The 20,409-nt window shown below is 60.5% G+C and carries 21 protein-coding genes and 1 pseudogene; 15 read left to right on the top strand and 7 right to left on the bottom strand.

Annotated elements, in window-relative coordinates; translation table 11 throughout:
- The 4 genes from ACCD02_RS26970 to ACCD02_RS26955 all read right to left on the bottom strand — a co-directional run bounded on the left by ACCD02_RS26970 (position 1) and on the right by ACCD02_RS26955 (position 4,383).
- Positions 1-1,680, bottom strand: coding sequence for a flavin monoamine oxidase family protein (locus ACCD02_RS26970; protein WP_413308786.1), 1,680 nt, complete (start codon positions 1,678-1,680; stop codon positions 1-3).
- Positions 1,681-1,945: 265 nt separating this feature from the next.
- On the bottom strand, positions 1,946-2,404 hold the full coding sequence (locus ACCD02_RS26965) for an Lrp/AsnC family transcriptional regulator (RefSeq protein ID WP_413308784.1): 459 nt from the start codon (positions 2,402-2,404) through the stop codon (positions 1,946-1,948).
- A 144-nt stretch (positions 2,405-2,548) separates the two neighbouring features.
- Positions 2,549-3,316, bottom strand: a complete 768-nt coding sequence (locus ACCD02_RS26960; RefSeq protein ID WP_413308782.1) for a class II aldolase/adducin family protein — start codon at positions 3,314-3,316, stop codon at positions 2,549-2,551.
- Positions 3,317-3,339: 23 nt separating this feature from the next.
- Positions 3,340-4,383 (bottom strand): ABC transporter substrate-binding protein, encoded by a 1,044-nt coding sequence (locus tag ACCD02_RS26955; protein WP_413308780.1) that lies wholly within the window; start codon positions 4,381-4,383, stop codon positions 3,340-3,342.
- A gap of 402 nt (positions 4,384-4,785) precedes the next feature.
- On the opposite strand from ACCD02_RS26955, the gene ACCD02_RS26950 reads away from it, so the two are divergent.
- The 5 genes from ACCD02_RS26950 to ACCD02_RS26930 all read left to right on the top strand — a co-directional run bounded on the left by ACCD02_RS26950 (position 4,786) and on the right by ACCD02_RS26930 (position 9,765).
- Complete coding sequence (locus tag ACCD02_RS26950; RefSeq protein WP_413308861.1) at positions 4,786-5,376, top strand: cupin domain-containing protein; 591 nt, start codon at positions 4,786-4,788, stop codon at positions 5,374-5,376.
- A 288-nt stretch (positions 5,377-5,664) separates the two neighbouring features.
- Positions 5,665-6,672: a 2-keto-3-deoxygluconate permease gene (locus tag ACCD02_RS26945; RefSeq protein ID WP_413308778.1), complete on the top strand. Its 1,008-nt coding sequence runs from the start codon at positions 5,665-5,667 to the stop codon at positions 6,670-6,672.
- Entirely contained in the window at positions 6,669-7,913 is a 1,245-nt protein-coding gene (locus ACCD02_RS26940; RefSeq protein ID WP_413308776.1) for a four-carbon acid sugar kinase family protein, read from the top strand. The genes ACCD02_RS26945 and ACCD02_RS26940 overlap by 4 nt, the downstream gene beginning before the upstream one ends.
- 30 nt (positions 7,914-7,943) lie before the next feature.
- Positions 7,944-8,945, top strand: a complete 1,002-nt coding sequence (gene pdxA, locus ACCD02_RS26935) for a 4-hydroxythreonine-4-phosphate dehydrogenase PdxA (RefSeq protein ID WP_413308774.1) — start codon at positions 7,944-7,946, stop codon at positions 8,943-8,945.
- Positions 8,946-8,985: 40 nt separating this feature from the next.
- Positions 8,986-9,765 (top strand): DeoR/GlpR family DNA-binding transcription regulator, encoded by a 780-nt coding sequence (locus ACCD02_RS26930; RefSeq protein WP_413308772.1) that lies wholly within the window; start codon positions 8,986-8,988, stop codon positions 9,763-9,765.
- Between the two features lie 191 nt (positions 9,766-9,956).
- Here ACCD02_RS26930 and ACCD02_RS26925 read toward each other — a convergent pair whose 3' ends face one another.
- Together ACCD02_RS26925 and ACCD02_RS26920 are read right to left on the bottom strand one after the other, a co-directional pair.
- On the bottom strand, positions 9,957-11,006 hold the full coding sequence (locus ACCD02_RS26925; RefSeq protein WP_413308771.1) for a methyl-accepting chemotaxis protein: 1,050 nt from the start codon (positions 11,004-11,006) through the stop codon (positions 9,957-9,959).
- Between the two features lie 252 nt (positions 11,007-11,258).
- A complete protein-coding gene (locus ACCD02_RS26920; RefSeq protein WP_413308769.1) occupies positions 11,259-12,323 on the bottom strand; it encodes an FUSC family protein in 1,065 nt (354 codons plus the stop codon).
- A gap of 178 nt (positions 12,324-12,501) precedes the next feature.
- On the opposite strand from ACCD02_RS26920, the gene ACCD02_RS26915 reads away from it, so the two are divergent.
- The 7 genes from ACCD02_RS26915 (at position 12,502) to ACCD02_RS26885 (ending at position 17,658) form a co-directional block, all read left to right on the top strand.
- Positions 12,502-13,122 (top strand): YjfI family protein, encoded by a 621-nt coding sequence (locus tag ACCD02_RS26915; RefSeq protein ID WP_413308767.1) that lies wholly within the window; start codon positions 12,502-12,504, stop codon positions 13,120-13,122.
- 13 nt (positions 13,123-13,135) lie between these two features.
- A complete protein-coding gene (locus ACCD02_RS26910) occupies positions 13,136-13,840 on the top strand; it encodes a PspA/IM30 family protein (RefSeq protein ID WP_413308765.1) in 705 nt (234 codons plus the stop codon).
- Positions 13,841-13,912: 72 nt separating this feature from the next.
- A complete protein-coding gene (locus tag ACCD02_RS26905) occupies positions 13,913-14,473 on the top strand; it encodes a rhomboid family intramembrane serine protease (RefSeq protein WP_413308763.1) in 561 nt (186 codons plus the stop codon).
- An 11-nt stretch (positions 14,474-14,484) separates the two neighbouring features.
- Entirely contained in the window at positions 14,485-15,150 is a 666-nt protein-coding gene (locus tag ACCD02_RS26900; RefSeq protein WP_413308761.1) for a DUF2491 family protein, read from the top strand.
- A 160-nt stretch (positions 15,151-15,310) separates the two neighbouring features.
- Positions 15,311-15,736 carry a DUF350 domain-containing protein gene (locus ACCD02_RS26895; RefSeq protein ID WP_413308759.1) on the top strand — a complete coding sequence of 142 codons (426 nt, stop codon included), beginning with the start codon at positions 15,311-15,313 and terminating at the stop codon, positions 15,734-15,736.
- A 26-nt stretch (positions 15,737-15,762) separates the two neighbouring features.
- Positions 15,763-16,485 (top strand): DUF1190 domain-containing protein, encoded by a 723-nt coding sequence (locus tag ACCD02_RS26890; RefSeq protein WP_259108340.1) that lies wholly within the window; start codon positions 15,763-15,765, stop codon positions 16,483-16,485.
- A 15-nt stretch (positions 16,486-16,500) separates the two neighbouring features.
- Entirely contained in the window at positions 16,501-17,658 is a 1,158-nt protein-coding gene (locus tag ACCD02_RS26885) for a glutathionylspermidine synthase family protein (protein ID WP_413308757.1), read from the top strand.
- Between the two features lie 102 nt (positions 17,659-17,760).
- On the opposite strand, the pseudogene ACCD02_RS26880 reads toward ACCD02_RS26885, so the two are convergent.
- Positions 17,761-18,054: pseudogene (locus ACCD02_RS26880) on the bottom strand (topoisomerase DNA-binding C4 zinc finger domain-containing protein); the annotation flags it as partial.
- 128 nt (positions 18,055-18,182) lie between these two features.
- Between ACCD02_RS26880 and ACCD02_RS26875 the strand changes: the two are divergent.
- The 3 genes from ACCD02_RS26875 to ACCD02_RS26865 all read left to right on the top strand — a co-directional run.
- The gene (locus ACCD02_RS26875) at positions 18,183-18,509 is read left to right on the top strand and encodes a DMT family transporter (protein ID WP_413308755.1); all 327 of its coding nucleotides are present in this window, start codon (positions 18,183-18,185) and stop codon (positions 18,507-18,509) included.
- A gap of 167 nt (positions 18,510-18,676) precedes the next feature.
- The gene (locus ACCD02_RS26870) at positions 18,677-19,405 is read left to right on the top strand and encodes an AraC family transcriptional regulator (RefSeq protein ID WP_413308753.1); all 729 of its coding nucleotides are present in this window, start codon (positions 18,677-18,679) and stop codon (positions 19,403-19,405) included.
- Positions 19,406-19,484: 79 nt separating this feature from the next.
- Positions 19,485-20,409, top strand: a 925-nt coding sequence (locus ACCD02_RS26865) for a DMT family transporter (RefSeq protein ID WP_413308751.1), incomplete at its 3' end; no start/stop codon positions are given.

Raw genomic sequence — 20,409 nt, 5'->3', positions numbered from 1 at the left:
TCAGTCAGGCAAGGCAATCGGGCCGATCTCGGCGAAGACGTCGCCGGGGCCCGGGTTTTCGGCGTGGGTCTTGCCACCGAAGTGGGTCATGATGCCCCACACCGCATTGAGCGAAGTCTGCACCGCGCCTTCGACCCAGGCCGGAGTCCACGATACATCGTCACCCGCGATAAAGATGCCGCGTTGCTCGGCGGGCATGTCCTGCTGCATGAAGTGCGCGTACATACGCTGGTTATAACGGTAGTGGCCCGGCAGCGCGCCTTTGAAAGCGCCGAGGAAGTACGGGTCGGCCTCCCACGACACGGTGATGGGGTCGCCGATGATATGCGCGGCGATGTCGACTTTCGGGTAGATCTTTTTCAGCGCATCCAGGGCCAGCTTGACCCGCTTGTCGGTGGGCTGCGGCAGCATTTTCAGGGCGTCGCTCATCCATGAGTAAGACAGGCAGATCACCCCCGGCTTATCGTCGCCGTTATCGAACAGGTAGGTGCCGCGGGTCAGGCGGTCGGTGAGGGTCATGCTCATCAGGTCGCGACCGGTTTGCGGGTCTTTGTCCTTCCAGAACGGTCGGTCGACCATGACGAAGGTTTTCGATGACTGCATGTAGCGGGTGCGGTCCAGGGCCATCCACATCTTCTGCGAGAACAGTGACTCTTCGCAGTCGATCTGCGTGGTCAGCAGCCAACTCTGGCAAGTGGTCAGCACGGCGGCGTAGTGGCCGACGTTGCCCCAGTCATCGGTTACGGCAAAGCGTCCGTCGGCGGCGCGGGCAATGCGCTTGGCCCCGGCGCGTGGCGCACCGCGATGCAGCGACGACAGGCTGGTGCCTTCCGGCCAGTGGGCGCAACGCTCGGGCACGTGGCGCCAGATGCCTTGGGGCACTTGCTCGACGCCGCCAACGATCAAGTGCTGATGATCGTCGCAGTTGGTCATGACTACGCGAAAGATTTCAAGCATCGAGTTGGGGAAGTCCGAGTCCCAGCCACCGGTACCGAAACCGACCTGGCCGAACACTTCGCGATGGGCGAAAGACAGCTTGGCAAAGGCTTTCGAAGTAGCGACGAAATCGTAGAAAGTGCGGTCGTCCCACAGTGGCACGAGGGTGTTCCACAGCTGCTTCAGCCGGGGCACATCGCGGTCGCGGATCGCCTGCTGAATATCAGCGAATTGTGAACCGGCTTCCAGGGCGTCGGCCCAGGCGTCGGCCACTTCCTGAAACAGCGCGGGCAGGTCGGCGATGGACTGGGCATAGTAGGTCGAGCCTTCCAGATCGATGACCGTGCTGCCCGAGGCCGGCGTCAGCGGGTTGGGGAAGGGCCTGGATTCCAGGCCCAGCTTGTCGACGTAGTGATAGAAGGCGGTGGACGACACCGGGAAGCGCATACCGCCCAGCTCGGCAATCACACCTTCGGCTCCTTCGAATTCCTGAGAGCGCAAACGCCCGCCCAGTTTCGAGGCTTCATAGACCACTGGCTTGAGGCCCAGCTTCATCAGCTCGTAGGCCGCCACCAGCCCGGCGATCCCGGCGCCGACAATCGCCACCTCCGCGCCATGATGCTCGGCGGGAATGCAGCCCAGACCCGCCGGGTGTTCGATCCAGTCATCGAAGGCGAACGGAAAATCCGGGCCAAAAATGGTGATGGGTTTCTTGCCGTCGGCGGGGTGGCGATTGTTCTTCATGACTGACCTTGTTCGGCTGGGACGCGAAAGGCCACAGTCTAGTCAAGGGTTGGCACGTTAATAAGACGCAAAGTGTCGTCGTTATGCAGGGTTTTTGATCGTTATGACGAGGCAAGTGGTCATTTTGCAATTAAATATTGAATTGTGGGACCGGCTTCAGCCTGGAAGGCGATTATTCCGGTGTTGGGAGATGTGTAGCCTTCACCGGCCTCTTCCCGGCTAAAGCCGTTCCCACAAAGCCCCGTCCATAGTGTCTTGTGGCGAATCAGATCTGCCCGCGATCAATTTTGCTGCTGAGAATGATCGAGGTGGTGGTCTTCTCGACACCATCGACACTGCCGATCAAGTCCAGCAACTCGTCGAGCTGTTCGGGTGACTCAGTGCGCAGCCAGGCGACGTAATCGAACTCGCCACTCACCGCGCACAGTTGCTGCACCTGGGCCAGGGTGCTGAGACGGCGCAGGACTTCCTTGCCGGAGCGCGGTTGCACGGTGATGCCGACGTAAGCCTGCAAGCCCCCATCGACGACCCGCTGGCTCAGACGCACGCCGTAACCGGTGATGACCTTGCTGCTTTCCAGGCGGGCCAGGCGTGAGGTCACGGTAGTGCGGGCGATGCCCAGTTGCCGGGCGAGCATGGCTACGCTTTCCCTGGCATTGAGCTGCAGGGCGGCGATCAGTTGGCGGTCGATTTCATCGAGAACGGGTGGGCGAGTGGCGGACAAGGCAGGTCTCCTGTGGGCGGAGACATATTACCTGCTTGAATGGAATTCCGTTGGAGCGAGGCTTGCCCGCGAACAGGTCACCTCAGTGTTTCAGGCAAACCGCGTCGCGGCCTTCGCGGGCAAGCCTCGCTCCAACGATCCTTATTACAACTTGTATTCGGGCGCTATCCGGTCCAGCAGCCGCAACAACGCTGCCCAGGCAAACTTCACGGCATCCGGGTCACTCAGTTCGCCTTCGGGCACGTCCTTGCCCGGCTCGTTGAATTGCAGCTCGGTACGGCGACAGACCTCGTCCGAAGGCAGGCGCAGGGGGCCGCCAGCCTGGGCGGCCAGCTGGATCTCGCAGGCTTTCTCCAGGTAATACATGCGCAGGAACGCCTGCTTGACGCTGTCGCCCACGGTCAGCAGGCCGTGGTTGCGCAGGATCATCACCGACTTGTCATTGAGATCCGCCACCAGCCGTTGCTGCTCGCTGAAGTTCAGGGCGATGCCTTCGTAGTCGTGGTACGCCACCCGGCCATAGAACTCCAGGGAGATCTGGTTGACCGGTAGCAAACCGCCTTCCTGGGCCGCTACCGCACAACCGGCCCTGGTGTGGGTATGCAGCACGCACTGGGCATCCTCGCGGGCACGATGGATCGCGCTATGGATGACGAACCCGGCCGGGTTGACCGGGTAGGCGCTGTCCTGAACCTTGTTGCCGTCCAGATCGATCTTGACCAGGTTCGAGGCGGTGATTTCCTCGAAGAACAGCCCGTAGGGATTGATCAGGAAGTGGTGCTCAGGCCCGGGCAGGCGTACCGAGATATGCGTCGAGATCAGATCGGTCATGCGGTAGTGCGCGATCAGACGATAGCAGGCGGCCAGTTCTTGCCTGAGTTGCCATTCTTCCTGGCTGTAAAGGTGTTCCATAGGGGCTCCGGTCAGTGGATCTGTCAGTGGGCGAGCCAGGCGTTGAGGCGCTCTTCCAGCTCTTCGCCGTGGTCGACCCAGAACTCGATATTCAACGGCACGGCCACGGCCATGTTTTGCGGTGAAGTGGCAATCCACGGGGCCTTGTCGGTGTCGAGTTTGTCGGCCAGGGATTTGTTGGTCACGCCATAAGCGATCATATGGGCAAATGTCTGTTGCGGCTCGGCCTGGTTGGCGTAGGCGATGAACTTATTGGCGGCGTCACCATGCGCCGAGTGTTTGGTGATGGCCCAGTAGTCCATGCTGTACAGCGAGCCTTTCCATAGCGGTGCAACTTTCAGGCCTTCACTGGCAGCTACTGCGCCGCGGCCGCTGAAGGCGGTACTCATGACCACATCGCCCGAGGCCAGCCATTGCATCGGCTGGGAACCGGCTTCCCACCACTGGATCGACGGCTTGAGCTTGTCCAGCTTGGCGAAAGCACGATCGACGCCCGCCGGAGTGCCCAACACGTTGTAGATATCGGCAGCCGGGACGCCATCGGCCAGCAGGGCGTATTCGAGGGTGTACATGGCGCCTTTACGCAGGCCGCGCTTGCCGGGGAATTTGGTGGTGTCCCAGAAATCCGCCCAGGACGTCGGCGCGGTCTTGACCTTATCGGTGGCGTACACCAGTGGCATGCCCCAGACCAGCGCAGCCGAACCGCAATCCTGCCTGGCACCGGTGATCAACTGGTCGCTGCCGCCGAGCTTGTTCCAGTCCAGTTTCTGAAACAGGCCTTCAGCGCAGCCGCGCTCCAGATCCGGTGCTTCGACCTGGACCACGTCCCAGTCGGCGTGGCCGGTCTCGGCCATGACTTTGATCTTGGCCATTTCCCCGTTGTATTCGGTCTGCACGACATCGACCCCGGCCTTTTTCGCGAAGGGCTCGAAGATCGCTGTGTTCTGGACTTTCTGCGCGGCACCGCCGAAACCGACAATGACCATGCTTTCCGCCGCCAGGGCGGGCAAAGGCGAGAGCATCAACAACGCACAGGCAATTTTTAGTTTTTTACTGTTCATCGACATTTTCCTAACGGCCAAAGGCCTTGCTCGGCAAGCCGGGAGGGCGGCGATCAGGCACGCTGAAGCTCCCGGGCTGCGCAGGGGTAAACGGATTTAAACAGGCACGAAGCGAATTGGCGGAAAGACCGGACGGACATGCGCAAGGACTCCGCGCAGACCGGTGCAGCTTGATTTTCTTATGACGCCCATTCGGTGTGGGCGTGATCCAGAGACTAATCCAGGCGTAGTGAAAAAAACAGACGGAAAAGACTCTTTTGTGAAAAAAAGTCGATTAATTTCACTGGGCGTAAAATCCTGTCGAGAGATTGGACTATTGTCACGGCATGCCCTCTACAATGCGGCTTGCTTCATCGACATTAGGACATTGAGGGAAACATGACATCAGGCCAGCCCCGCAACAGCGCCATGGACGCGCAACCCGCACAGAGCGATGTGGCCGTCAGCGAGAGCTTTCTCGGCGAGCGTATTCGCGGCCTGCGCAAGCGCCAGGGCCTGACCCTGGCCGAGCTGGCCCGGCAAAGCCAGTTGTCGGTGGGGTATATCAGCCAGCTCGAACGCGACTTGTCGCGGCCCTCGGTGGACACCCTGCTGAAGATCGGTCGCTGTCTTGGCGTGAATATTCAGTGGTTTTTCTCGACGCGCATGGAAGTATCCAGCGCCGATGCCGGCTATGTGGTGCGCAAGGACAGTCGGCAGAACATCCACTATGACGACGGCATCCACGACCAGCTGCTGACCCCAAACCCCAGCGGCCAGATTGAAATGGTCCACTCGCGCTTTCCGCCCGGCGCCTACAACCGCACCAGCTACACCCATGAAGGCGAAGAGGTGGGCTATGTGCTTACCGGCAGTTTCGAGCTATGGGTGGGCGAGCGGCACTTTCGTCTGGAGGCCGGCGACAGCTTTCGTTTCGCCAGCGAGGAACCGCATCGCTATGGCAACCCGGGCGAGATCGACGCGGTGGTGATCTGGGTGATTACGCCGCCGACTTATTGATCGGCTTTCGCCCCTTTGGGGCTGGCTGACGAAATCTGTAGGACCGGCTTTAGCCGGGAAAGCGTGGTCAAGACCGCTACATCTCCATCGCTTGGCCGATTGTCTTCCCGGCTAAAGCCGGTCTCACAATTATCCCGCTCATATCTCCTCAAGACTTGCGCACGAAATGACTGAATGATCATAAAAATGATTGGTTTGCTCATTTTTCGCAAATGTTCTAATCTTTTTGAGCGAAATGATCATTTGTATGATCGTTTTGATCAAATCATAAGAATAAGGAGACAACCCGTGGCCCAGATTCCTATCAAGCGCTCGATAGAACGTGTACCCGGCGGCATGATGATCGTTCCGCTGCTGATCGGTTCGCTCGTCGCGACCTTCCTGCCCGATATGCCCAAGTTCTTTGGTTCCTTCACCAACGCCCTGTTTACCGGTTCACTGCCGATTCTCGCGGTGTTCTACGTGTGCATGGGCGCCAGCATTGACGTCAAGGCCACGCCTTATCTGCTGAAGAAAGGCGGCGTGCTGTTTGGCGCCAAGGTCGGTACGGCGATTCTGGTGGGCGTGGTCATGGGGCATTTCCTTGGGGAGCAACCTATTACCTCGGGCATCTTCGCCGGGATCTCGACCCTGGCCGTGGTGGCCGCGATGAACGACACCAACGGTGGCCTGTATATGGCCCTGATGGGGCAATACGGCCGCTCGGAAGACGTCGGCGCCTATTCGGTGATGTCCCTGGAATCCGGGCCGTTCCTGACCATGGTTACCCTGGGCGTGGCCGGGCTGGCGGCGTTTCCCTGGCCGACCCTGGTGGGGGCGATCCTGCCGTTGTTGCTGGGCATGCTGCTGGGCAATCTGGACCGCGAGATGCGTGACTTCCTGGCCAAGGCCGTACCGGTGATGATCCCGTTCTTCGCCCTGGCCCTGGGTGCCAGCCTCGATCTTCACAAGGTCTGGCAGGCCGGTCTGCTGGGTATCGCCCTGGGTGTTGCGGTGGTCGTGGTGACGGGCATTCCGTTGTATTTCGCTGATCGTCTGTCGGGCGGTACGGGGGTGGCGGGAGTCGCCGCGGCCAACACAGCAGGCAATGCTGCGGCCGTACCGGCGCTGATTGCGGCGGCGAACCCTGTGTATACCGAGGCTGCCAATAGCGCGACCCTGCTGGTGGCGGCCTGCGTTGTCGTAACGGCCATTCTGTCGCCGATTCTTACGGCTACTGTCGCCAAACGCTACAAGGAACGTCAGGCTGCACGGTCACCTCATTACGTCGGTGGCGAGCAAGAGGTACGTCGATGAACCTGCTGATCATTGCCGATGACCTGTCCGGTGCTGCCGATTGTGCGATTGGCTTTGCCAGTGCCGGTCTGCCCACGGTGGTCACTCTTGATCCATCCCGGGATACCGGTGCGGCCCAGGTGATTGCCGCCGATACCGACAGTCGGCGCCTGGCGCCCGAAGCTGCGGCGCAGCGGGCCCTGTCCACTTTCAAGACGCTGCTCAAGCCTGGCCAGCGCCTGTACAAGAAAATCGACTCGACCCTGCGCGGCAATTGGGCCGCCGAGGTCGCCGCGCTACAGACGCTGGCCGGGTTGGCCATCGTCGCCCCGGCATTTCCGGCCACCGGGCGTACGACCCTTGACGGTCGCGTGTGGGTCAATGGCCAACCTCTGGAAAGCACCGATACCTGGCAGTTGGAGCACGCTGGTCGTTGCGCGGACATCGATGGTCTGTTGGCTACGGCGGGCTTGCGTACGGCCCCGCTGACACTCGAGATTCTGCGCGGCGATGTTCAGGCCTTGGCCGAGCAAATCCTGGCGGCAGCTCACACTGGTGTGCAGGCGTTGATCGTCGATGCGCAAACCGCGCAGGACTTGCGCATTCTGGCCCGGGTCACTCTGGATCTGGATCAACCGCTGTACTGGGTCGGCTCCGGAGGCCTGGCGCGGGAGATCGCGCAACTTGCCGGGCTTCCTGATGCGGTGAATGAGGGGCCGCCTCCTGCCGCGCACGCGCCGATCCTGGCCCTGGTCGGCAGCCTGTCCGAGGTCTGCCAGCGGCAATGCGAACTGCTCAAGGCGCGTGCTGATATCGACGAGTTGATCGTGCCGCCCGAGGTCCTGCGCCAGGGGGTGCAGCATGCTCAGTGGGCTAACTGGCAGAGCGACATCGGCCAGGTACTGGAACAGCGCCGCGATCTGTTGCTGCGCATCGGTCGCGACCAGGCTTTTGATCCGGCCGAGGGCGTGCACCTTTCAGAACAACTGGCCGCCATGGTTGCGCCGCACTTCGGCAAACTCGGCGGCCTGGTCGCCACGGGCGGCGAAACTGCGCGGGCGATGCTCGGTGCGGTGGGCATCGGCAGTCTGCAGCTGCTCGCGGAAGTAGAGGCCGGTGTGGCCTTTGGGCGTCCGGTAACGAGCGGGCATTGCCCCGGCATTGTCACCAAGGCCGGAGCATTTGGTACCGACCACGCGCTGTATGCCGCGTGGCTGCATTTACACGGCCTGAGCGAACCGCTGGCCGTGGCGAATATTTAAACCGTATTTCTAAAGGATTCAGGTAAGCACATGAGCGACTATCTCCCCGTCATCGGCATCACCATGGGCGACGCCAGCGGCGTCGGACCGGAAATCATCGTCAAGAGCCTGACCCACGACATCGTCTACCAACAATGCCGCCCTCTGGTCATTGGCGATGCGCGGCGCCTGGAGCAGGCCAACCGCATCGTCAATGGCAGTGCCAAGGTACGTCGAATCAAGGACGCCAGCGAAGCATTGTACGAGCCCGGCACCATCGATTGCGTGGATCTGGACCTGATCCCCGACGACCTGCCGTTCGGCCAGTTGTCGCCCATTGCCGGGGATGCCGCCTATCAGTACATCGCCCGCGCCGTGGTCCTGGCCGAGGCAGGACAGATCGATGCCATCTGCACCGCGCCGCTGAACAAGGAAGCGCTGCATGCCGGTGGCCACAAGTACCCCGGCCATACCGAGATGCTCGCGCACCTGACCAATGTCGACGAAGTATCGATGATGCTGGTGGCGCCGCAGCTGCGGGTGATCCACGTCACCACCCATATCGGCATCATCGACGCCATCCGCAAGATCGAGCCGGGCCTGGTACAACGCACTATCGAGCGCGGCAACGCGACCTTGATCAAGGCCGGTATCGCCCGTCCGCGCATTGGCGTCTGCGGCATCAATCCCCATGCCGGGGAGAACGGCCTGTTCGGCTATGGCGAGGAAGAAGAAAAGATTATTCCGGCGGTCAAGCTGTTGCAGGAACAAGGGTTGGATGTGACCGGCCCGCTGCCTGCCGACACGCTGTTCTTCCGCGCAGGGCGCGGCGACTTCGATCTGGTGGTGGCGATGTATCACGACCAGGGTCACGGTCCGGTCAAAGTCCTGGGCCTGGAGGCCGGGGTCAATGTGACGGTGGGCCTGGAGGTGATTCGTACCTCGGTGGACCATGGCACTGCATTCGACATCGCCGGCAAAGGTATCGCCGATGAGCGCAGCCTGCTTGAAGCCCTGCGTCAGGGGGCCGAGCTGGCGACACGCCGGGGTTGAGTCGCGTACTATCGGCGGCCGTCCTATTGCGAGATTTTTCATGAAAGCGAGCGACCGCCACCGCGCCATTCTCGAGCTTGTTCGCGCCCGCGATACCAATGTCGAGCAATTGAGTGCCGCGCTGGGTGTGTCTGAAGCCACAGTGCGTCGCGACCTGACCATGCTGGCCAAGCAGCGTCATCTGGTGCGCACCCATGGTGGCGCCACGGCGCTGGTCGGCGTGCATGAGCCGGAAGCCTCGCTGGAAGAGCGCAAGGCCAGCCAGCGCGACCAGAAGGAAGCCATCGCCCGTGCCGCCGCCGCCCATGTACAGGACGGCGATACAGTGCTGCTCGATGGTGGTACTACCTGTGCGGCCTTGGCGGTGCACCTGTATTCGCGGCAGAACATCCACGTGGTAACCAATAATCTGCTGGCGGTGATGACTCTGGCCAATGCGCCGGGCGTGCAATTGACCCTGATTGGTGGCGACCTGCGCGGATCGAGCATGAGCACCCTGGGCCCGTTGGCCGAGCTGTCCCTGAGCCGGCTGAGTGTCGACAAGGCCTTCCTCGGCGCCGATGGCGTGGTCGCCGATTTCGGTTTGTGCGAAGCCAGCGCGCAACAGGCTTATCTCAAGGAGTGCATCATCAAGCGCGCGGCCCAGGTCATCGTTCTGGCCGATTCGCAAAAGCTCGGCCGCGCCCGGCAACAGCACTGGACGCCCATTGAGCGGGAGTGGCTGCTGATTACCTCAACGGCGGACGAGGCTGAACTGGCTGCGTTTCGTGCGGTGAAGGATGTGACGGTGCAGGTGGTTGAGTGTGCTGCGAGTGAATAGTGAGGACGACCTCTGGGGTATGAATTCTGTGGGGCTGAGTTGTGGGAGATTCTATGTTTGCTGTAAAGCCAGAGCAGCCCCTTCGCGGATGAATCCGCCCACAGATCCGGCGATATGCACGCACTACTGTGGGAGCGAATTCATTCGCGAATGAATTCGCTCCCACCGATCGTTGCTTCCGACTTCTTCATTTATCCAGCTGTTTCGAGATCCGGCAGCCGCTGCTCGATCACCCCGAGCCAGCCCATCCCTTTATAAGTTTCGAAACCCGGCGTCAGAGAGTAGCCCTGGATAACGTTGTCCTGCAGGGTGCTGTAGCCGCTCTGTTGACCGTTCTTGAGTTGCAACTGGATGCTTTCGCCCAGGTGGCTGTCGGCATCGGAACTGGCGATGATCTTGTGGTTGGCATCGACCATCATTACCCGGCTGCGCGAGCGCTCTTCGTCGGTCAGGCGCACGCCGTTGATGACTGAGGCGGCCTGGTTCTGCCAGTCGAAGAAAATACCGATCACGCCGATGACCGGGCTCAACCGGTTTTCACTGCTGCGCACGCCTGCGCTGAAGGCACAGGTCTGGGCGTTGTTGAGCAGCGGCTCGACGGCCACTTGCCCGGCGTAATACTGGTCGCCTGAACTGTGGCGCATCGCCTGGGTGAACCAGGGGGACTGGGAGACGTCGGCACCAATCACTTTGCTGTGGGCTTTCGGGCGACCGGACGCGATGACTTTGCCGTGGCTGTCGGCCACCCAGATATCCAGGTACACGGTGTAACTGTCGAGAATGATCCCCAGGCGTTCGCTGGCGTGGGCGCAAGTCTCGGCGCTCGGGCGCGACAGTACATCCAGCAGCGAAGCATCGGTCGCCCACCAGCGCACGTCGCAGGTGCGCTCATACAGGTTGCGATCGATGATTTCGATCAGGTTCAGCGACAGATCCGCCAGGCGCTGGCCGCGCATGTCGAAGCACATGCTTTGCCCCAGGTCGGTCAGTTCGTTGACTGCCGCTTGCAGGTCCTGGGTCAGGCCGCTGGCAATTTTCGAGATACGCTCGGAGATGTTCTTGACCTCTTCCGCCACCACCGAAAAGCCCCGTCCGGCGCTTCCCGCATGGGCCGCTTCGATCAACGCATTGACCGCCAACAGGCGAGTCTGGCGGGTGATCATTTGAATATCGCTGACGCCGCGGGTAGCCAGGGCTTCGACTTCCTTCGATAACGTCACAATCCGTTCGGGTTCGATCATGGTGTTCTGCTTAAAGTGTTAAGTGGCGGCAGCAGACAAAAGAAAAAGAATGCGCAGGAGGGGCTATTGGTTGCCCCCTCAGTTGCGGGTCTGGCCCGCTTTAATAGTTAGCAGCCTATTTATTAGTTGGGCTGGCTTTTCGCCAGTAAACGCTAGCGTATACAGATGTCATCTGTCATCCGCAGGCCTGCGGCCGGAAAAGATTTCATCGGCTGATGTCGCTATTGAGGTTAGCGATGTCGCTTTTGTCTATCAAATCTTCCAGCGTCGCGCCGTCTTGGCCAGACGTTGTTGCATGCCGTCGAGATTGCGCGCCATTTGTTGGGTCAGCAAGTGATAGCCGACCAGTTCCGGCGGTACTTCCATGGGTGCCGGAGTCGGCTCGGCAGTGCGCTTGAGGCGTTCGGTCGCACCGGTTTGCAGGGCCCGGGCCATGCCGACCAGTTGGCGGCGGATCAGGCGATGCTCGGCTTCGAGGCAGGCCTTGAGTTCGGCTGGCGCGTTATCGATATCTTCGGGGCGGATATTGGCGAGGATTTCCAGCGTACTCAGGCACATGCGGAAATGGCCCTGGATGGCTTCCAGCTCGACAATGGAAATGCGCACTTCCTTGGACACCGAAGGCATCAGCGAGCGCAGCTGCAACATGATGGCGTTAAGTCCTGCCATCAACTTCAGATGCTCGTCGGCGGTGATGGCCTGGCCGTGGCTGATGCGCCCGTAGACTTTGGCACAGTCGCGCAGACCCTTGGCCAGGTTGTAACGCCAGGAGTAAACCGCGTAGAGCGGCAGGGCGAAAGAGAACGCCAGGGCCAGGGCGATACCGATAAGGATATCAACGGTGCGCCACAGACCATCGCTGATGGGGTTATCACCGTGCCCGGCGACGATGAACAGGGTGATCGCCGATAGCAGCGCGGTGTAACCGCCCTTGCCGATGGCGTGATAGGCGAAGAAGCCGCACGCCACGGACATGATCAGGTAGGTCAGCAGCGGCTGGCCGAAATAGTTTTGTTGCGCCACCACCGCCAGGCCGAGACCGGCACCAATCAAGGTGCCATAGGCGCGTTCCACCGACTTTTTGCCGATGTTGCCATGGTGCTGGAGGCCGCCGATCACGATCAGCATGGTCACCGAAGCCCATTCCCCGTGGGGCAGGTTGATGCCGGTGGTCAGCATGATAGTCACCAACAGGCCCACGACGATCCGTGCGGCGTGGATCAGGCGAGCATGACGGTAGCGACGATAAGGATCGAGCAAGGGACGCAGTACCCGGCGCAGCCAGGCGGGCAGATGGGCGGTGAAGGGCTTCTTCATACAGCGAAAGATCCAAAGGCTTACGACGTCTTCCAGTAGGCCACAGATTTTTCTGAAAGCAATCAGCGATGTTTTCCACGCATAGATGTGATTTTTCTCACATGTGATGACTTGCGTGCTTTCGATTTCAGGCCTAGTGTATGTCCTCATCACATGTGAGATTCACAGAGGCGCCGAAATGGCTCGGAAAACTTCAACCGATTACATGCGTGAAATGCGCGCACGGCTGACAGCTGCCGGGCTCGTCAAACGAGAGCTGTATGTTCTTCCGGAAAACGCAGATGTGCTGCGAACGATCGAGAAAGCCCTACGCCAGCCCTACCGGGGTAACCGAGTCAAACTGGAGCAATTCATGACGGAAAATACCAACTGGACCATCGACACGCTGCATGCCGCCCTGGTCGAGCAAGACGCGGTCAAAAGCGATGATATCGAGCTGACCCTGCTGCAGGGTGCCGAACCCAGCCTGCAGTTGACCATGCATCAGTTTGGCGGCCTGCCGATCATTATCGCCATTGCCGGCAACCAGATTCTGGTGGACTCGGTGCTGGTCTACACCTCCCAGGTCAAGGACGTCGCCGAATTCAACGATGCTGTGCTGCGCAGCCGGGACATTTTCCCGCTGTCGTCCATCGGCATCGAAACCATGCCCAACGGTGAGACCGTCTACAACATGTTCGGCGCCCTCAGCGCGGCTTCGTCCCTGAGCGTCATCGTCCATGAAGTCCTCACTCTGGCGGACAACGTTATCCGTGCCGCCGAAGCCTACGAACACTTTTTAACCGCTGATTCGAAGTAAGGGAGACGTATTCATGAGCCTTTGGAAAAAAATGGTAACGGCCCTGCGCGGTGGTGCCTCGGAAGTTGGCGAGGCGATTGTCGACTCGCAAGCGCTGCGTATTCTGGATCAGGAAATTCGTGACGCTGACGCTTCGATGCTTGCCGCGCGCAACCAGCTGATTCAGATCAAGGCCAAGCACAAGCTGTCGGTACAGCGCGTTGAGGAGCACGACAAGAACATCGCCGACTGGGAACAGAAGGCCATGGCCGCACTGAACCACGGCGAAGAAGGCCTGGCTACAGAGTGCGCCGAGAAGGTCGCCGAGTTGACCGGCCTGCGCGATCAGGAAAAGACCGCCGCCGATCAGTTCGGTGCTCAGGTCGCCAAGCTGACCGCTCAGGTTGCCAAGGCCGAAACCCAGATCAAGGGGCTGCGTCAGCAGGCCGATATGGCCAAGGCGCGCGACAGTGTGCAGCGTGCGCAGATCAATGCCGCCGCCGCGACCGGTGGCGCCAATGGCCGTCTGGAAACCGCAGTGGGTTCCCTGGCGCGGATCAAGCAGCGTCAGGACGAACAGGACGCCAAGCTCGAGGCCGCCGAAGAACTGGCCAATGCAGCCAATGGCGGTGACCTGGAGCGTCGCTTGCAGGAGGCCGGTATCGGCGCGAAAACCGGCGGCGCCGCCGATGTCCTGGCCCGTCTGAAGGCGCAAAGCCAGGCCGGTAAAGACGCGTAACCAGCACGACCACGAGGGGCAGGCGCACAGCTCGCCTGGCCCTTTTCCTGCCCGCTTTTCAGTGGTGTGAACATGAAGGTTGGAAACGGCCTGCGAATCGTCCTTGGCCTTGCCGCGTTGATGATCGCGGTCCAGATCATCAACGTCGTGACCGGTTATAGCCTGCTCCATCATGGCTTGCTGCCGCGTACGCTGACAGGGCTGCAAGGCATCCTGTTCGCGCCTTTTCTGCACGGTTCTGTGCGCCACTTGCTGGGCAACCTGCTGCCCTTTGTCGTGCTTAGTGCATTAGTGCTGAGCGAGGGCGTATCGCGTTATGTCCGGGTGACGCTGCTGATTGTGATGCTGGGCGGTCTGATGGTCTGGGCCATCGGCAGACCGCTGATGCATGTGGGCGCCAGTGGGTTGATTTTCGGCCTGTGGACCTATCTGCTGGCCCGGGCCTGGTATCAGCGCAGTCTGTTGAGCCTTGCCGTGGCGACCGTTGCGCTGATCGGCTACAGCGGCTTGCTGCTGGGCTTCGTGCCGGTGCCGGGAGTTTCGATTGAGTCACACCTTTGCGGCGCCATAGCCGGTATCTTCGTTGCCTGGCTGATGCATGGCAAAAGCCTGGGTGAGCAAGCAGCGACTTAAGGAAAAGCATTATGAGCTGGATAAAACGTGTTCTTGGCCTGCAAGCGCCAAACCGGTCAGGGGATGCCCCGCTGAATCCTGTCCCCGCAGGAAACCCCTTCGGGCTGGCTAGCGGGCGCATGCTTGATCTGGATGACTCCCTCAAGCTGCTGCTCGATGGCCATTCGGAGCTGGTGGTGCCCAACGAGGAAGTGGTCTGGGCGGTCGGTCATGTCGATCTGGGGCAGTCCATGCGCCTCGTGCGCTTCTACTTCGAAGACGAGGACTACTGGCTGCAGGTGATCATGAACGGCTCGGCCACCGAGGACGTGCAGGACATCATTCTGTTCGGCTACAGCAGCGTAGTGACCATCAATAGCGAGGCCGAGCTGAAACGCCTGGTCGGCCCGCAATCGCAGATCGGCCTGCCGGTCTACGAGCACGAAGGCTATGAATACGGCCGCCAGTGGGGCACCGAAGAAGGCCAGACCGAACTGACGCCCATGACCGAACAGGTCACCAACCCGGAGACGTCCTACCGTATCCAGCACCTGAGCATGCTCTATGCGCGGGACACCGGGCTGGTTGATCGACGCGAATTTCTGCTGCTGTCGGTCGAGGAGGATGAAGAGGGCAATGTGTCTCTGACTACGTCCGTGGGCGTCACCTTGCGGTCTACGGACTTCACCGTGCTGTAAGCATTCTGATGTGGGACCGGCTTCAGCCGGGAAGGCGTAGGGAGGGCTGATAGATTTCTATCGTCGATCATATCGTCATCCCGGCTAAAGCCGGCCCCACATAGCGTCGTGCCCATCGTTCAAATAGCTCCGTTGTTGTCTCATTTATAAGGAAGTAACCATGCTTGATATGTTGCGTATGTCGCTCAACGCCCAGGCGGTCACCAGTTTTGTCGTTTATATCGTCGTCGCGGCGCTGTTGTTCGCGCTGTTCCAATTCGTCTATACGCGCATGACTCCGCACAAGGAATTCACCCTGATCCGTGAGGGTAATGTGGCTGCCGCGGTGGCTTTGGGCGGTGCGTTGATCGGCTTCGCTTTGCCGGCGAGTAATATCATTGCCTATAGCGTCAGCGTGCTGGATGCGGTGGTTTGGGCATTGATCGCGGGCGTCGTGCAACTGCTGGCTTTCAGCGTCACCAGCCTGGTGCTCAAAGGCTTGTCCGCACGGATTGCCAAGGGCGAAATCGCTGCAGCCATCTATGCCGCCAGCGTGTCGATCAGCGTCGGCCTGCTCAATTCGGCCTGCATGACGCCTGCGACCTGATCGCCCGTTATCGAAAGGAGTATTCGATGAGACGCAGTTCCTTGAAGCTGGTCCTGGCCAGCACCCTGCCGCTGGCGATCAGTGCATGCAGCAAGCCGGATGACACGGTTGAGGTCAACACTCGCACCACTTTCACCACGGTCCAGGCCTGTGTGGATCAGAAGTTTCCTGTGGATGTGTGTTCCGACGCCTATATGAATGCCCTGGCGGATCACCGGCGCATTGCCCCGACCTACGACGACCAGGCTTCCTGTGAAGCGGATTTCGTCCCGGATTATTGCCAGCCGAACTCGGATGGCAAATTCACGCCCAAGCTCGCCGGTTTCGAACTGGGGGTTTCTGGTCGGTTGCCTAAGGACCAGGTCGCTGCAGCGCAGACCCAGGCCAACAATAATGGCGGGTCTGGCGGTGGCAACGGTTTCCTCACCGGTCTGCTGATCGGCAATTTGCTCAGTAGCAACAATGGCAGCAATAACTATTACTCGCAGCCGATCTACCAGACCCGCGATTCCCGAGGCGCCTACCAAAGCTCGACGTTGTCCAAGCAGATTGAGGACGGCAAGAGTTTCGGCCGCTCCACCCAGGCCCGGTCCAGCTCTACCGGCAGCTACAGCTCCGATACCCTGGCGCGCAATCTGGGCAGCGGCTCGGTCTCGTCCTCGGTTTCCCGCGGCGGCTTCGGCAGCCAGGCCACTGCGCGCAGCGGTTGGGGCGGCAAGAGCAGCGGCGGTTTCAGCTCGGGCGGCTGACAGGAGCGGGTAGAGATGAAACGGATTGAAATCGAAGAGCGGCCCGACTGGCTGCAGACCGCCGAGCGTGAGGGTTTCGACTTTCACACCATCGGCGGCGAGCGTTATTGGGATGAGCGCGCCTATTACCAGTTCACCGAAGCGCAGATCACCCATGATATCGAGGCGCCGACCCAGGAGCTGCACGCCATGTGCCTGGACGTTGTGGAGCGGGTGGTCGACAGCGAGGAATTGCTGACCCGCCTGGCCATCCCGCCGGCGTTCTTCGATCTGGTCCGCACTTCGTGGAAGGAAGGCCACCCCCATCTCTACGGCCGCTTCGATTTCAGCTACGACGGCGTCAACCCTGCCAAGCTGCTTGAAGCCAACATGGACACGCCGACCTCCCTGTACGAGGCGGCGGCCTTTCAGCTGATCTGGCTGGAGGAGCAGATCGCCCGTGGCGTACTGCCTGCCCAGGCCTCGCAGTTCAATTCCCTGGCCGAAGACCTGGTGCGCGCCTTTGCCGCCATTCCCCCGGGCGGGCCGTTCTATTTTTCGGCGATGTCCGGTTCCATCGAAGACCGCGGCACCACCGACTTCATGCGCAAGATGGCCGAACACATCGGTATCGAGACGCGGCATATCGATATCGAGGACATCGGCCTCACCCCCGAAGGACGCTTCGTCGACCTGGAGGGCCACTGGATCGAGCGTATCTTCAAGCTGCACGCCTGGGAGCATGTGTTCCACGAGCCCAACGGCCAGGCCATCCCCGGTTGCGACACGCAATTCATCGAGCCTGCATGGAAGTCGATCATCTCCAACAAAGGCATCCTGCCATTGCTCTGGGAGCTGAACGAAGGCCATCCCAACCTGCTGCCGTCCTTTGTTGATAAAGACCCGCGCGTCCCAGTGGCAAAAGGTTGGGTACGCAAACCGTACTTCTCCCGCGAAGGCGCCAACATCGAAATCCGCACCCCTGGCGATCAGGTGATCTTCGAAGACGGCCCCTACAACGATGCGCCTTACATCCTTCAACAATTCGCGCCACTGCCGCGCTTTGGCGACAGCTACACGTTGATCGGTTCATGGGTGATCGGCGATACCGCCTCGGGGATCGGCATTCGTGAGGACGACAGTCTGATTACCAAGGACAGCAGCCGGTTTTTGCCTCACGTCGTACTGGATTGATTGCCTATACCTGTAGGAGCCGAGCTTGCTCGCGAAGAGGCCGGTACGTCTGATCTGGAATAACGCTCTCGCGGGTAAGCCATCCTTCAAAGGCAGCCAGCTTCACTCTGATTCAACCATCCAAAGCGCCTGGGTAATCCTGCACTTGGGATAAGCCGAACATCCCCAGAACTGCTGCCCAACTTTTTCGCCCGTCTTGCGAGTGCGAATAACCAATGCGCTGCCGCATTTCGGACACTGCCGCCGGGCGTTCGGATCATGGCGCTGTTTGAGGTTTTGCAGATGCTCGCGATGAGTCGCCCGGCTCGGTGTGCGGCGCCCGTCATGCAGGATTTTCAGCAAAGCCTCGACCTCTGCCTCGCTGAATATCGGCTCTCGGAATGACCGGATGATTCGGCTCATTATGTGAGCCGAATAGGCGAATCATTCGGCTCATGGCACCACATCCTTGCGTATAAGGTCGTCCGGCTTGGCAACAAGGCATAATCTCCCCTCATCAAACAGCAGATCAGGGAGACGGATGCATGGGTTGGGTTTTTCTGTTGTTGGCAGGCGCCTGCGAGATTTTCTACGCCGCTGCCATGCCCCGCACCGATGGCTTTACGCGACTCTGGCCCAGTCTGTTCTGCGGGCTGTTTATCTGTATGAGCATGTATCTCCTGTCCCTGGCGGCCAGGAGTATTCCGGTCGGCACCGCCTATGCGGTCTGGGTCGGTATCGGCGCATTGGGCACCGCGATCTACGGCATGGCTTTTCTTGGTGAAGACCGCAGCCTGATGCGGGTATTGTGCTTTATGCTGATCCTGGCCGGGATCGTCGGGCTGAAACTGATTTCTGTGGAAAAGGCTTAGCGGCTGTCCTTGCCAGCGGGCTATTGCACAGCAAACCCGATCCTGTAGGAGCTGCCGAAGGCTGCGAGTGGGTCTGTCTGATGCACCGCTTTCGCAGCCTTTGGCAGCTCCTACGGAAATCGCATGCCAATTCAGCCTGAAGCGTTGTGTTTGATAGGAGACAAAGCGTGGACTTCGCGCTGGAAATTCGCACATACCAGACGGAAAACCCCGACCACCAACATGACTTTGCGCAGTTGGTGCTGCCTGTCCATGGCCGCATGGAAATTGACGTGGATGGCCGCGGCGGCTATGTCGACCACTCCCTCGCTGCGCTGGTTTCTCCCGGTTCCACCCACTCGCAGATGACCCAACGGGACAGCCGCTTCCTGATCCTCGACTGCCCCGCAGCAGTACTGGAAAACATGCAGATGGCGCAGCTGTCCCGACGCATCTACGTGCCGATCCCGCCCGCGACTCGTCGCCTGATCGAGTTTGCCGAGCTGACCGGCAATGACCAACTTGCCGTCAGCGCCCCTCAACTGGCGCCGCTACTGCTTGCATCCCTGAGTGCTCAGCCTGCTCCGCTCGCTGGCGGGATGGATCGTCTGCTCTCGCGCATGCGCGCCTATCCCGGTGCCAGCTGGAGCAACGAAGCCATGGCCCAGGCCGCCGCCATGAGTATGAGCCAGCTGCACCAACGCTTTCGCCAGTTGTTCGACCAGACGCCCCAAGCCTGGCTGGCCGAGCTACGCATGCAGGAAGCACAACGCTGGCTGCGCGACAGTGGCTTGCCGATCGCCGATATTGCCCTGCGCTGCGGCTTCTCCGACCAGGCCGCCCTGACCCGGGCCATGCAACGCCTGTGCAGCACCACCCCGGCGGTGTATCGCCGCCTGAGCCAACAGCCTCGGTAAAAAATCCCACAGTTATCGACAATAAGTCGCCGCACTCCTTGAGCAGACTGAGCACTTTGCAGTCGAGGATGCGGACAACATGTTTATCGATCGATCATTGGCCAAAGGTCTTGGCTATGGCATCGGCGCAGGGCTGTGCTGGGGCGTGATCTTCCTCGGCCCGGCACTCACTCCCGGCCTGAGCGGTCTGCAGTTCGCGGTGCTGCGCTTTCTCTGTTATGGCGCGTTTTCCATCGTGCTGCTGATGCCGCGCTGGCGCGATGTCTGTTCCCGACTCACCGGTGCGGACTGGAAATCCCTGTTCTGGCTCAGCCTGATCGGCAATCTTCTCTACTACTCCCTCGTCGGCAGCGCCGTACAACGAGTCGGTATCGCCACTACCTCCCTGATTGTCGGGCTGATACCCGTGGTCATTACCCTGGCCGGGCGTAACGACGCCAACGCGGTAGCCCTGACGCGACTTGTCCCGTCCCTGTGTTGTGCCATTGCGGGCGTGGTACTGATCAGCCTGAGCGCACTTCAGCGCGGTGAAAATACCGGGATGCGCGCAGGCAATGTCCTGGGTCTGCTCTGCGCGACCGGCGCCATGATCAGCTGGAGCTGGTACGCCGTCAGCAATGCCCGCCACTTGAAATTAATCGCCAAGGTCTCGTCCCACGAATGGTCCCTGCTTACCGGCATCATGACCGGCGCATTGGCGCTGCTCCTGGCGATACCGGTTTTTGCGCTGGAGGGTTCGACTTACAGCATGCCCGAGTGGATCAACTTCTTGCTGGTGGCAGGTGGCGTTGCGTTGCTCTCATCCGTGGTAGGCGGCGCCTTTTGGAACCAGGCCAGCCGACTGCTGCCATTGGCCCTCGGCGGCCAGGTGCTGGTGATCGAAACCCTGGCGGGACTGCTGTTTGGCTTTCTCTGGGAACAGCGCTTGCCCAGCTTGCTTGAGGTGGTGGCGATTGGGTTGTTGGTGAGCGGGGTGGTGTGGTGTTTGGGGTGCTATCGGGGGC

This window comes from Pseudomonas sp. Pseusp88 (assembly GCF_047303955.1).
Taxonomy (GTDB): domain Bacteria; phylum Pseudomonadota; class Gammaproteobacteria; order Pseudomonadales; family Pseudomonadaceae; genus Aquipseudomonas.
Note: the sequence above shows the minus strand (reverse complement) of the source record. Positions and strands in the feature narration are given on the sequence as shown.